Origin of the sequence: Mucilaginibacter pineti (assembly GCF_900101875.1) — a bacterium.
GTDB lineage: Bacteria > Bacteroidota > Bacteroidia > Sphingobacteriales > Sphingobacteriaceae > Mucilaginibacter > Mucilaginibacter pineti.
On record NZ_FNAI01000006.1, the window covers coordinates 77,291 to 90,893 of the forward strand.

The 13,603-nt window shown below is 43.2% G+C and carries 13 protein-coding genes; 10 read left to right on the forward strand and 3 right to left on the reverse strand.

Features of this window, described 5'->3' with window-relative positions:
- Positions 1–22: 22 nt before the first annotated feature.
- From rpmB to bshC, 6 genes are all read left to right on the forward strand, one after another.
- Positions 23–256 carry a 50S ribosomal protein L28 gene (gene rpmB, locus BLS59_RS14425; RefSeq protein WP_090641306.1) on the forward strand — a complete coding sequence of 78 codons (234 nt, stop codon included), beginning with the start codon at positions 23–25 and terminating at the stop codon, positions 254–256.
- A gap of 106 nt (positions 257–362) precedes the next feature.
- On the forward strand, positions 363–545 hold the full coding sequence (rpmG, locus tag BLS59_RS14430; protein WP_067063463.1) for a 50S ribosomal protein L33: 183 nt from the start codon (positions 363–365) through the stop codon (positions 543–545).
- An 87-nt stretch (positions 546–632) separates the two neighbouring features.
- A complete protein-coding gene (locus BLS59_RS14435) occupies positions 633–797 on the forward strand; it encodes a DUF4295 domain-containing protein (protein ID WP_091149993.1) in 165 nt (54 codons plus the stop codon).
- Between the two features lie 175 nt (positions 798–972).
- A complete protein-coding gene (ftsY, locus tag BLS59_RS14440; RefSeq protein ID WP_091149994.1) occupies positions 973–1,938 on the forward strand; it encodes a signal recognition particle-docking protein FtsY in 966 nt (321 codons plus the stop codon).
- Between the two features lie 187 nt (positions 1,939–2,125).
- Positions 2,126–3,466, forward strand: a complete 1,341-nt coding sequence (rimO, locus tag BLS59_RS14445; protein WP_091149995.1) for a 30S ribosomal protein S12 methylthiotransferase RimO — start codon at positions 2,126–2,128, stop codon at positions 3,464–3,466.
- Between the two features lie 46 nt (positions 3,467–3,512).
- Complete coding sequence (gene bshC, locus BLS59_RS14450) at positions 3,513–5,135, forward strand: bacillithiol biosynthesis cysteine-adding enzyme BshC (protein ID WP_091149996.1); 1,623 nt, start codon at positions 3,513–3,515, stop codon at positions 5,133–5,135.
- A 374-nt stretch (positions 5,136–5,509) separates the two neighbouring features.
- Here bshC and BLS59_RS14455 read toward each other — a convergent pair whose 3' ends face one another.
- Positions 5,510–8,041: an ABC transporter permease gene (locus tag BLS59_RS14455; RefSeq protein ID WP_240315241.1), complete on the reverse strand. Its 2,532-nt coding sequence runs from the start codon at positions 8,039–8,041 to the stop codon at positions 5,510–5,512.
- Positions 8,042–8,093: 52 nt separating this feature from the next.
- On the opposite strand from BLS59_RS14455, the gene BLS59_RS14460 reads away from it, so the two are divergent.
- Positions 8,094–9,272 carry a TlpA disulfide reductase family protein gene (locus BLS59_RS14460; protein ID WP_091149997.1) on the forward strand — a complete coding sequence of 393 codons (1,179 nt, stop codon included), beginning with the start codon at positions 8,094–8,096 and terminating at the stop codon, positions 9,270–9,272.
- A 5-nt stretch (positions 9,273–9,277) separates the two neighbouring features.
- On the opposite strand, the gene BLS59_RS14465 is transcribed toward BLS59_RS14460, so the two are convergent.
- Positions 9,278–10,159 carry an alpha/beta hydrolase gene (locus BLS59_RS14465; protein WP_091149998.1) on the reverse strand — a complete coding sequence of 294 codons (882 nt, stop codon included), beginning with the start codon at positions 10,157–10,159 and terminating at the stop codon, positions 9,278–9,280.
- Between the two features lie 174 nt (positions 10,160–10,333).
- Between BLS59_RS14465 and trxA the strand changes: the two genes are divergently transcribed.
- The 3 genes from trxA (at position 10,334) to BLS59_RS14480 (ending at position 12,828) form a co-directional block, all read left to right on the forward strand.
- The gene (trxA, locus tag BLS59_RS14470) at positions 10,334–10,630 is read left to right on the forward strand and encodes a thioredoxin (protein ID WP_091149999.1); all 297 of its coding nucleotides are present in this window, start codon (positions 10,334–10,336) and stop codon (positions 10,628–10,630) included.
- 186 nt (positions 10,631–10,816) lie between these two features.
- On the forward strand, positions 10,817–11,470 hold the full coding sequence (locus BLS59_RS14475; protein ID WP_091150000.1) for a TetR family transcriptional regulator C-terminal domain-containing protein: 654 nt from the start codon (positions 10,817–10,819) through the stop codon (positions 11,468–11,470).
- 8 nt (positions 11,471–11,478) lie between these two features.
- Positions 11,479–12,828, forward strand: coding sequence for an ABC1 kinase family protein (locus tag BLS59_RS14480; RefSeq protein ID WP_091150001.1), 1,350 nt, complete (start codon positions 11,479–11,481; stop codon positions 12,826–12,828).
- Positions 12,829–12,946: 118 nt separating this feature from the next.
- Here the strand turns inward: BLS59_RS14480 and BLS59_RS14485 are convergent, their stop codons facing one another.
- Entirely contained in the window at positions 12,947–13,435 is a 489-nt protein-coding gene (locus tag BLS59_RS14485) for a hypothetical protein (RefSeq protein WP_091150215.1), read from the reverse strand.
- Positions 13,436–13,603 lie beyond the last annotated feature (168 nt).

A 13,603-nucleotide genomic window follows, 5' to 3' on the forward strand; every position in this document is an offset into this window, starting at 1 on the left:
TTGATAATTAAAAATATTTGTCATGTCAAGAATTTGTGATCTAACAGGAAAAGCATCTATAGTTGGTAACAACGTTTCTAACTCAAACGTTAAAACAAAACGTAGGTTCCATCCAAACTTAAAGCTTAAAAAGTTTTATATCCCTGAAGAAGATAAATGGATTACCTTAAAGGTATCTACATCAGCTGTTAAAACCATCACTAAAAATGGTATTACTGCTTGTATCAATAAATTTGTAAAAAAAGGATACATTTAGTAGGTTTTACGTTAGTGGTTGCGCATAGCGTAATTACCAAACGTGCAGTTTAATAATTTGAAAATTACGTAAGCCGAGATGGTGACACGTACAACATAAAAAGAAAATGGCAAAAAAAGGCAACAGGGTTCAGGTTATATTAGAGTGTACTGAACACAAAACAAGCGGTATGCCAGGCATGTCTCGCTATATTACCACCAAGAACAAAAAAAATACAACTGAAAGACTGGAAATGAAAAAATTCAACCCGGTTTTAAGGAAAGTAACTGTTCACAAAGAGATTAAGTAATTGACTAATTAGTTAACCGGGATTTTCTGTAATTGAAGCATCCTGTATCACTAATTCAATAACTCACTAATTCAATAATTAAAAGAAATGGCAAAGAAAGTAGTTGCAACACTAAAAGTAGCAGGTAAAGGCAAAGAATTTTCAAAAGTTATCACAATGAACAAATCACCAAAAACTGGTGCTTATTCATTCAGAACTCAAATTGTTCCTAACGATTTTGTTAAGGATGCAATTGCAGGTAAAACCCTGTAATAACTTTTGATTAAAATATTGAAGCCGTCTTGTTTTTACGAGAGGGCTTTTTTTGTTGATGTGCATATTTCAGATATGCAAATGAGAAATAAATAAATTAATCTGCGTATCTGAAATTTGAAATCAGCACATCAATAATCTGCACATCTGAAATTTAAAATCTGAAATCTGAAAAATGGGATTATTTGATTTTTTTAAGAAAAAGGAAAATACACAGCAGGAGCAGCAAGCCCTTGATACTGGTTTAGAAAAAACCAAGGATAACTTTTTTTCAAAGATCACCAAGGCCGTTGCAGGTAAATCTACCGTTGATGACGATGTACTTGATAATTTGGAAGAAGTGCTGGTAACTTCAGATGTTGGCGTAAAAACCACCCTCAAGATCATCGAGCGTATCCAGGCCCGCGTTGCCCGCGATAAATACGTTGGCACCGGCGAGCTTAATACCCTGCTTAAAGACGAGATCCAGAATCTGCTGGCCGAAAACAACAGTAACGATTTCAACACTTTTGAATACGGTACCCAAAAACCTTACGTAATAATGGTAGTTGGCGTTAATGGCGTGGGTAAAACCACCACCATTGGCAAGCTGGCCCATAAACTTAAACAGGCGGGTAACCAGGTAGTGCTTGGCGCTGCCGATACCTTTCGTGCTGCCGCCGTTGACCAGCTGCAGCTTTGGGGTAAACGTGTTGATGTAAAGGTAGTGGCCCAACCAATGGGCTCCGACCCGGCTTCGGTGGCTTATGATACCCTGCGTTCGGCAGTTGCCAATGGCGATGATGTAGCCATTATTGATACTGCCGGCCGCTTACATAATAAGGTTGGCTTAATGAACGAGCTTACCAAAATAAAAAATGTGATGCAAAAGGTAATTCCCGGCGCACCACATGAAATATTGCTGGTGCTGGATGCCTCAACCGGGCAAAATGCCATTGAACAATGCAAGCAATTTACCGAAGCTACCAACGTTAATGCCCTGGCCCTCACCAAGCTTGATGGCACAGCAAAAGGCGGCGTAGTAATAGGTATTTCAGATCAGTTTAAGATTCCCGTAAAATACATTGGTGTTGGCGAAGGTGTTGAACATTTGCAGCTGTTTGACAGGACTGCCTTTGTTAATTCTCTTTTTAAAGAATAAGCCTCACCCCAACCCTCTCCAAAGGAGAGGGAGTTAAAAAATCGAGGAGTTAAAATCCTCTCCTTTGGAGAGGATTTAGGTACAATCCCAACCCTTTCCAAAGGAAAGAGTAAAACGCGAGGAGTTAAAGTCCTCTCCTTTGGAGAGGATTTAGGTAAGGCCTTCTTCGCATTGATAAGTTTTAATTATGAGAACAAAGGAAATTACAAAACAACCCATCATTACCCCCGTTAAACAACGCGTTAACGTGGTTACTTTGGGCTGTTCAAAAAACATATATGATTCTGAGATCCTGATGGGGCAGCTAAAGGGCAACCAGTTTGATGTGGTGCACGAGGCCGAATCTGTAGGCAGCAATGATATTATTGTGATAAATACTTGCGGCTTTATTGATAATGCCAAGCAGGAATCCATCGATACCATTTTACAATACAGCGAGCTAAAGGAACAGGGTAAAGTTGGCAAAGTAATCGTAACCGGTTGCCTTAGCGAGCGCTACAAACCCGAGCTGGAAGCCGAGATCACCAATGTTGATGCCTACTTCGGCACCAATGATCTGCAAAATCTGTTACAATCCGTTGGGGCAAATTACAAGCATGAGCTTATTGGCGAGCGTTTTTTAACCACGCCATCGCACTTTGCTTATTTTAAAATTGCCGAAGGCTGTAACCGTCCATGCTCTTTCTGCGCCATTCCGCTGATGCGTGGTAAACACCTCAGCACACCAATGGACCAGTTGGTGCTTGATGCGCAAAAACTTGCCGCAAACGGCACCAAAGAACTCATCCTTATTGCGCAGGACCTTACCTACTACGGTTTAGACCTGTACGGCAAACGCAACCTCGACGAATTACTGCGCCGCCTGAGCGATGTTAACGGCATCGAATGGATCAGGTTGCAGTACGCTTACCCATCTGGCTTCCCAATGGAAATTCTGGATGTGATGAACGAGCGCGATAACATTTGCAAATACATGGATATGCCTTTACAGCATATTACCGATAGGATGCTGCAATCTATGCGTCGCGGTATCACCAAGCAAAAAACCATTGATGTGGTAAACCAGATCAGGGATAAAGTGCCGGGCATTGCCATGCGTACCACCCTTATTACCGGCTACCCGGGCGAAACCGAGCAAGACTTTGAAGAAATGCAGCGCTGGGTTGAGGATACGCAGTTTGATCGTTTGGGCTGTTTCACTTACTCGCACGAGGAAAAAACCCATGCACATTCACTGGTTGATGATGTACCCGACGAGGTTAAACAACAACGTGCCGATGCCATAATGGAAATTCAGCAGGGTATTTCTTTTGACAAAAACCAGGAGAAGATAGGTCATACCTTTAAGGTGCTTATCGATAAAAAAGACGGCGACTACTTTGTTGGTCGTACCGAATTTGATTCGCCCGAGGTGGATAACGAGGTATTAATTGATGCCAGTGTTGATTATGCTACCGTTGGTGGTTTTGTTAACGTAAAGATAGACAGCGCCGAAGACTTTGACCTTTATGGACATATTGTAAAATAATGCTAATTTGTAGCGCATTATCACTAATGCGTTTACATTTGGACCAATGGAAGCCTCCTGTATAAGTTATAAAGAAACCGGATTTTTTTCGCCTACCGTTATCGATTACCTCGAAAACCGGACCGATCTGCAACCTTTTTATGGGCAGCGTCCAGATATGGATGGCTTTGCCCAGTTGTTGAAGAACAAAAAAGTAGTTGCCAACCGCGAGATCCTGCACCGTATTTTAACTAAGCAATACACCCACAACACCGAAGAGGCCGACAATTCAAAACTTAAAATTCAAAATTCAAAGCTTGTAGCAGATAACATCGATCTGTTAAAAGAGGATAATACGTATACCATTACTACCGGTCACCAGCTGAATATCTTCGCAGGACCGCTGTATTTTCTTTATAAAATTGCCACTGCTATTAAATTGGCGCAGCAGTTAAAAACCGCCCATCCCGATAAAAATTTTGTGCCCGTTTACTGGATGGCCAGCGAAGATCATGATTTTGCCGAGATCAATTATACCAATATAGGCGGCAAAAAAGTACATTGGTGGTACGAGGCTTCGGGTGCTACCGGGCGTATTAACCCCGATACCATGCGCCAGGCCCTTAATCAATACAAAGGCGTTTTGGGAATGGAAGGCCATGCCGGCGAGGTTGCCGAAATTGTGGAAACCGCCTATACCAAATTTGATAAACTTGCAGATGCTACCCGTTACCTTGTTAACGCCCTTTTTGGCGATTACGGCCTGGTAATTATTGATGCCGACGACCATGAGTTTAAGCAGCAGTTTGCCCCCATCATGGAGCAGGATATCATCAACCAAAATAGTTTTAAAAACATCAATGCCACTAATGAGCAGTTGGTAAAACGGGGCGTACATATCCAGGTTAACCCGCGCGAGATCAACTTTTTTTACCTGAAAGATAACCTGCGCGAACGTATTGTTTTTGAACAGGACCATTACGAGGTAATGAACACCGATACCCGCTTTACCGAAGCAGAACTAAAACAGGAGATAGCGGATTATCCGGAGCGTTTTAGCCCCAACGTGGTGATGCGCCCCCTGTACCAGGAATGTATTTTGCCCAACATAGCCTACATTGGCGGTGGTGCAGAGGTGGTTTACTGGCTGGAGCTAAAATCAAACTTCGATTTTTATAAGGTAGATTTCCCGATCCTCATCCTGCGTAATTCGGCATTGGTGGTACGCAAGGAACAGGCCGCTAAAATTGAGCGGATGGATCTTTCTGTTGCCGATCTGTTTAAACAAACCGATTCCCTACAAAGCGCATGGATCAAAAAGCATAGTAACCATAACCTTACCTTACAGCAGGAATGGCGCGAAATGAGCAGTATTTTTGAAAAAATAAAGCTCCGCTCCTATAAGATCGACCCTACCCTTTCACCGTCGGCAGCGGCCGTACAGGCACGCCTTAAACGTGCTGTAGATAACCTCGAAAAGAAACTTATTCGTGCCGAAAAACGCAACTACCAAGTTCGTTTGGAGCAACTCTCAGCCGTTAAGGCCGAGCTTTTCCCAAAAGACAGCCTGCAGGAACGCACCGAAAACTTCGGCCTCATGTATGTAAAATGGGGACAACTGTTCATTGACCAGCTTGTGCGCCATTTTGAACCGCTGGCTTTTGAGTTTACCATATTAAGCGAGGAATAACCATCTCTCTTTAGCATATAGCCCGTGAAAAGACATGAGTAAAGAATAATATTCAAAAAGGGGGCTGTCATCCTGAGCTTGTCGAAAGACGACAGGTGTTGGGAAGACTAAAAGCTTTATAAAAATTGTCATTTCGATACGAGCAAGCGCGGGGCAAAAGTGTGGCGCGAAAGAGAAATCTTCTGCGGAATACAGGACTTCAATGCATATCGTATAAGATTTCTCCTCGTTCCTCGGTCGAAATGACAAACTTTTTAGTCTTCCCAACAATTGTGATCGAAGGGCGAGCGCAGACCTAACCTTATGCTTCAACGAAGTTCAGCATGACGCCTTTTTATAAATGTGTCTATTGATTGCCTATTACTTTCAAAACCTCATTCACTTCTCAGGCTTTTCACCGGGCTATCAAGCGCAGCCTTAATGGTTTGTATAGCAATAAGCATGGCCGTTACTATGGCTAAACCCGCCACAGCCAGTACAAATGGGTTAAGCGTAATGGCTATTTTATAAGCATAATCATTTAGCCAATGGGTCATGATGAGGTAAGCCAACGGACATGCAACCAGCGCCGCTATCAATATCACCACTAAAAACTCCTTCATAAACAAACCAATAATGCCCGCTACCGATGAACCCAGCACCTTGCGGATGCCGATTTCCTTTGTACGTTTTTGAATACTTAAGGATATTAAGCCCAGCACACCCAGCAACACAATTATAACAGCCAGCGTAGTGGCTATATAAGCCGCTTGCTTCAGCTGAATTTCGGTTTTGTATAACCGGTTCAGCGCATCGTCCATAAAATGATATTCAAAGGGGGCACCGGGCAATAGTCTGCCCCATTCCTTTTGCAAACCGGCAATATTTTGCTGCATATTGCCCGGCTTTAGCTTAATTGAAAAATAACGAAAAAACGTTGTATAATTTACGTTGAAAAAGGTAACCGGCTCTATGCGGCCTTGTAACGATGCGTAATGAAAATTGGCAGTAACGCCACAAATTTTAAACACCTGCGGTGCGCCCGTTATCATGATATTTTGACCAATGGCATCCTGCGCGTTTTTCCAGCCCATGGCTTTTGATTCCATCTCGTTAATTACCACCAGGGTTGAGTCGGCGGCATTGTAGGTAGGTTTAAAAAACGTACCTGCTATTAGGGGGATGCCATAAGTTTCGGCATAGTGGCTATCGGTTGCCAGGTTTTGCGCGGCAATAGTTTGCGCAGGGTTGGCACCTTGCTTATACAGAGCGGAGCCCCCCCAGTTCATCCCATCCAGAATTTCCCATGATAGCGATACGCTTTTTACCTGCGGCGCAAGTGAAAGCTGGTAACGGGTATCGCTCATTTTTTGTACCCCCTTTGCCGACCAATCTCGCGGCACCTGCGCGTAGATCACGTAATCTTTATTGTACCCCAGGTTGTTGCTAAAAAACAGGTTCACCTGCTGCGCTATTATGATGGCCCCAATAAAAACAATGGCCGCAGTACAAAACTGAAACGCCACCAGCGTTTTACGAAACAGTACGCTTTCCTTAACCGAACTCAGTTTCCCCTTTAACGAATCGACAGATTTTAGTGCCGATAATACCAGTGCAGGGTAAATACCCGCCAGTATCCCAACAAAAAGCGCAAACACAAACGGCACTACAGCAAAATACACCGGGAAATTGAACAACCCGGTAATTTCCTGGCCAAGCACATTGCTAAAGAACGGTCGGGCCAAAACGTAAACTCCAAGTGAAATAATGGTAGCTATCATAACCATCAGTACCGATTCTGTTAAAAATTGCCAGATAAGCTGCTTGCGTAAACCGCCCAGCACCTTGCGTATCCCCATCTCCTTCATCCGGCCAGACGACCGGCCAATACAAATATTTACAAAGTTTATAACCGCCATCAGCAAAATAAACAAGGCAATACAACTTAGCGTATAGCACATTTTTTTAACCACCCCGCCGGCCGCCACCATGTTATAATCTGTTAGCGACACCAGCTGCGGCACAAAGTTTTTGGCGGTGTTTTGCGGGGCATTCTTGCTTACTAAATCAGCAATAGCACGTTCAACCGCCTGGGTGTTTACGCCCTTTTGCAGTTCGATATAGCTCACGGTGACGTTGTTGCTCCAGCCCTCTATGTTTCGTTTAAAATACTTGGCGGCGGAGAGCGTAAAAAAGAAGTCCGAATCTACATTTTCATTCAAGTTGGTAACACTGTTTTTGGGCAGCTTATCCAGCACGGCGGTAATGGTAAAATCGTGTTTATCGCCGCCAAAACTTTCAAAGTTGAGGGTTTTACCAACTACATCCGTCCGCCCGAAATATTTAAGTGCCGCCTTGGTGGTTATCACTACCGAAAACGGATCGTTCAGCGCGGTATTGGCATCGCCCTGCAGCAACTTAAAGCCGTACATTTTAAGCAGTGTACTATCGCCCAGCTGCAGGCTCTCCCTGAAATGCTCGTTACCCTTTGATACGTTGGTGGTAACGGCATCAAAATGGTAATAATTTGCCACCAGGTTGGGGTAATTATCATGGAGGGCTTTAGGCAGCTGCGCTATAGAAGTAATTTCGTTACCCATGTTAGGGTCTTTCCATTTACTTAAAATGATATAATGGTTTGGGGCATTTTTAAGCTGATGATTTACCTGCACCTGGCTCCATACATAAGCGCCTATCAACAGCGCAAAGGCAATACCAACCGAGAGGCCGAAGATATTAATAAGCGAAAAAACCTTGTTTTTCCAAAGGTTGCGCCAAGCGAGTTTAAAGTAGTTTTGCAGCATAGGACAAGGGCATTTGGTAACCGTTGCATAAAGATAAATGCAATTTAGCAGCGTGGTATGCGCGTTAACATAATTTAACCATTGCTTTAATAACTGTATAGTTATACGCTTACTGTATTTCAATATATAAATACCTAAATTCACCTATCATATATACCATTTATCTTATCACCTGATGACTAATTCACTAAACCTTTCAATAAACAAACTACTTGCAGTTGCATCATGCTTCTTTTTAATATTTTTCGCACTCCAAACGAGCGCGCAAAGCAGCGGCCAGCAACCATTTGTTGTAAAGGGCAGCATAAAAGGTATAAAATCGGGCAAGGTATTCATGCTTTCAGAAGGTATGAATAAGCCGATAAATAGTGCTGTAATTGTGAATGGCAAGTTTGTTATGAAGGGAAAAATAAATTTTCCTCAAGCAAAGGTATTTGCAATAATGCCGGGCAATTTGTGTTTCCGGGCATTTATTGAGCATCCTGTTACATCGGTATCTGTAGATACCGCCGACGCCGAACGAGATGCATATGGTAATATAAGAATATGGGAAATTAAAGAAACGGGGTCTGAAATGGCCAATGCCTATGCCCAATATTTAAAAGAAACAGACCAAGCATATTGTATATCTCTTTCTAAAAAGTTAAAAATGGTTACTGACACAGCCGAACGCATATTAATCAAGAGTAAAATAGATTCTTTGGGAACAATTATGCCCGCAAAACAAAAAACCTGGATAGAAAGCCATATCACTCAAAACCCCTCTGCTATAATCGGTGCTTTCCTGTTTAATGAAGTTTTTTCCGATTTATCACAAGATCCGGCGCCTGGTTATGCGCAATCATTCGCTGATAAATTTTCAGGGGCGGCAAAAAATTCTGCTTATTATAAAGAGATAGTTACTAAAATAGGCAATTTAAAAAACAAGGAAGTAAACGCCTTAGCACCAGATTTCACCTTGCTAAAAAGAGATAAATCCAAATTTACGCTCTCCTCAACACGGGGTAAATTTATCATGATAGATTTTTGGGCAAGTTGGAGTGCGCCTTGCAGGGCTGGTATTCCGCACTGGAAAGAAATATATGAAAAATACCACCAAAAAGGTTTTGATATCGTAAGTGTATCTGACGACCGCTATTGGAAAGATTGGATTCCCGCGCTTGATAAAGAACAAATGCCTTGGATGCAGGTAATTGACGAGTTCTCCACCGAAAGCTTAACCGTTAAGGTAATTAGTTTATATGGGGTACCTTCTATGCCATATTTTATATTGTTAGATAAAGAGGGTAAAGTGCTCCTTGCATCTGGCAACGAGGATTTGATGACAGAAAAGATAGAAGAGGTGTTGCAGTAGCCTCCTCAATGCAGTATCTTCTTTCTCTCGGTATGCTGCGGCAGCAGGTAATTGTTATCGGCGAGCCAGTCGGCCAGGCGTTGGGGCCAGGTGTTGATGGATTGCAGTTTCGACCGGCTGCCCATGTTAAAACCATGATCGCCGCGGTTATAAATATGCACTTCAACCGGCACTTTGGCAGCCCGGTATTTCTCTAACAAACTTACTACGGATACAGAGCAGCAGGCATCATCATTAGCCGCCAGTAAAAATGCGGGAGGCGCACCAACAGGCAACACATCGGGTATAAACAGCGGACCAGGATAAATCTGGATCACAAAGTTTGGTCGGGCATTCAGGCGGTCTACCGGGTCAGGCGCATGACTATTGCCTTTACCATCGCCGTAGGCAACCATATCAACCACTTCACCGCCTGCAGAAAAGCCCATCATGCCAATTCGGTTGGTATCTAAACCATACTCGGCGGCTTTACTGCGCACCAGTCGCATGGCGCGGTTGCCGTCCTGCCGGGCATGCACCTCAATTTTATAGGGCGAAAGCGTATCGCGGCCCAGCCGGTATTTAAGCACAAAAACGGTGATGCCAAGGTTGCTGAGGTATTTGGCGGGCTCTACTCCTTCGGCAGTATAAACCAGCAAACGATGGCCGCCGCCGGGGCATATCACCACCGCCGCGCCGTTGGCCTTACCTGCAGGTGGCAAAAAAACAGTAAGCGATGGATTATGGATATTTTTCACCCAATAATCCTTGGCCTGTTCCGGCTCATTACGCCGATTCTCAAACCCTGGTGCCCCCTTCGTCCAAAGCGGAATAACCACCGGCGCATCCTGTGCCATTACGGCAGCAGGCAGTATAATAAGCAGATAAACGGCAAGCCTTTTCAACATATATAAATGTAAATAATTTATAGTTCATAGCCTATTGTTAATAGTTCATAGTACTAAAGTCATATTTTATGGGTGATGGTTCACAACCTTAAACTTTTACCTGTTTGGCATGTTTATTATGCGATATGTGTGGTTCAGCAAACCAATATCATCACCCATTAATTAAAATAACATATGGCAAATTTTCAGGAAATTATAGCATCGGAGATCCCGGTATTGGTTGATTTTTCGGCAGAGTGGTGTGGCCCCTGTAAAATGATGCCCCCTATTTTGCAGGATGTAAAACATGCCCTTGGCGATAAGGTTAAGATCATTAAAATAGATATCGACAAAAACCCACAGGCAGCAAGCGCATACCGCGTGCAAAGCGTACCTACCCTCATGATTTTTCAGAAGGGCCAAACCAAGTGGCGCCAAAGCGGTGTAGTACCCGCAAAGGACCTGCAACGCACCATTGAAATGTTTATATAAAGCCTCACCCAAGAAGCCTCACCTAAATCCTCTCCAAAGGAGAGGACTTTAATTGGCATGACTTTAATCACCCTCTCCTTTGGAGAGGGCCGGGGTGAGGCTTCTTGGGTGAGGCCTTTTATTTAGCCGAGGCTTCTCATACTTTGTTTGTAACTTTAACGTATTAATAATTAAAGCAATACTATTATGGCCACTATTGAAAGCATCCAGAACGCGTATATTGATTATGTACTGACCGAAGGCGGACAACCTAAGTCGGTTTATATTTTTGCCAAGCAAAACGAAATGACCGAGGCTGAGTTTTACCAGTTTTATGGTTCGTTTGATGCCATTGAGCAAGCCATTTGGGCCGATTTTGCCAGAAAAACCTTAGCCGAGATCAAAGGACAGGAGGTTTGGTTACAGTATAGTGCCCGCGAAAAAGCCTTATCCTTCTTTTACGGCTTTTTTGAGTTGCTTAAAAGCAGTCGTAGTTTTGCTATTTACACCATTAACAAACAGCCGAGGGGCTTTACCACTCCACGCGTTTTTGAACCGCTAAAAGATATTTACGAAAACTTTGCCGATGAGATCCTCAAGGAAGGTATTGAAAGCACCGAACTAAGCGACCGCAAATTTTTCAGCAAACGGTATAAAGATGCCCTTTGGATTCAGTTTGTTTTTGTGCTTAACTTTTGGGTTAACGATAACTCGGCCGGATTTGAGAAAACCGACGAGGCCATTGAAAAAGGCGTCAATGTAACGTTCGATCTGTTTCAGCGTTCGCCGATTGACAACCTTTTTGAGTACGGCAAATTCCTGGTTAAAAACGGCGGGATGAAAGACAAGATGGGATTTTAAAAACACTTATGGCAGATGACAACAAAGGCGCAGCCGATTATGAGGCTGCTCCTGAACAAAATAGTATTCCAACCACAAAAGTAGAACGCTCGGCCAAGTTTGTAAAAACAGGCTTTAAAATTGGCGGCAACTATATAAAGCATTACTCCAAAAAACTATTTAACCCGGATATGGATAAATCTGAGTTAAATGAGGACAACGCAGCAGATATTTATAAATCATTAAGCGAACTTAAAGGCAGTGCCCTTAAAGTAGCGCAGATGCTAAGTATGGATAAAAATCTGTTGCCACAGGCGTATGTAGATAAATTCACGCAATCGCAATACAACGCGCCGCCCCTTTCGGGGCCGCTGATCGTACAAACATTTAAAAAATATTTCGGCAAAAATCCCGAGCAGATCTTTGATAAGTTTAATATCCGGTCGACCAATGCCGCATCCATAGGCCAGGTTCATGAGGCTGAACTGAACGGCAAAAAGCTGGCCGTAAAAATCCAGTACCCCGGTGTGGGCGATTCTATCTCGTCTGATCTTAAGCTCATTAAACCCTTTGCTTTCCGGATGCTGGGCATGAGCGAAAAGGAGCTGGATATTTACATGCGCGAGGTAGAGGAACGCCTGCTGGAAGAAACCGATTACGAACTGGAAGTACGCCGCTCTATTGAATTTTCAACCGCTTGCGCTAACCTGGATAATGTGGTATTCCCTACTTATTATCCCGAGCTTTCCAGCAAGCGCATTATTACTATGGATTGGCTGAATGGTAAACACCTGAAAGAGTTTTTAGCCACTAACCCATCGCAGGAGCTGCGCAACCAGATTGGCCAGGCCTTATGGGATTTTTACAACTTTCAACAGCACGAACTGCGCGCCGTACACGCTGACCCTCACCCGGGCAATTTCATGATCACCCCCGAAGGTAAACTGGGCGTTATTGATTTTGGCTGTATAAAGGAAATGCCCGAAGATTTTTATTATCCCTTCTTCTCCCTTACCTCAACAAACCTGTTGGATAATAAAGAAGAAACGATAAAGGCCTTCCGCCTGCTGGATATGATCCGTAAGGATGATACGCCGGTGCAAATTGAGTTTTTTTACACTCAGTATAAAGAGATGATAGAGCTGTTTGCCATGCCCTATATCAACAATCATTTTGATTTTAGCCAATCGGACTTTTTTGATAAGCTGTACAGCTTTGGCGAGCGTCTGTCCAAAATGCCCGAGTTTAAACATGCCCGCGGCGTAAAACATTTCATCTATGTAAACCGCACCAATTTTGGGCTGTACAATATACTGCATGATTTAAAAGCCGATGTAAAAACGGATACCTTTAAACCGCATGTAGTGCTGGAGTATTGAGTAGTTGGCGGTTGACAGTAGGTAGGTAAGAAGAAAATAAAACGCGTCATTGCGCGGTTTCTATAAAAACAAGAAAAGCGGGCTTACAGCCCGCTTTTCTTGTTTAAAGTCTTTAATCTTAAAAAGTATATTTAAGTCCCAGGCCTGGGGCAATGTCAAAGAATGGGCCTCTTGCCAGTTCAACGCGTGGGTTTAGGTCTAAGCTTATGGCTATGGGAGCTTCGGGAATTTTATATTCCAGCCCCAAAACGCCATCGGCACCTAACAGGATCTGTTTGCCATTGTAAAATTCGTCGTCGCCGCCAATGCGTTTGTAATTACTTACCGAACCGATGTGCGCGCCAAAACCGTAATAAAATTTCAGGTTATCAACGCTGAATGCTTCCTGGTGTATCTCATATAAACCGGTTACAACAAGGCCGTGGTTGCGGATCCCTAAGATACCTTCAAGCGCGGTGTTTTTATCCATAAAGTATTTTACAGACGGGCCCGATTCATACGCGCCAAATTTAATACCTACCGCTACCGGGTAATCCTGTGCCTGTGAACGCTTTCCTATCAATAAAAACGAAACTGAGAATAGTAAAATGTAAAGTGATTTTTTCATGGGGTAATTTAAGTGAACAATTATGTGCTTAACTATAAGCCGCATGCGTACTTAACCGCATTTAGGCCTATATGTTTCTGCAAATAAACGGCAGATTTAATTTTTTATGTTATTTAAATTACAAAACGTCTTCCAAAAAAGTCCATCCGGCTGATTTTCAGGCCGAAA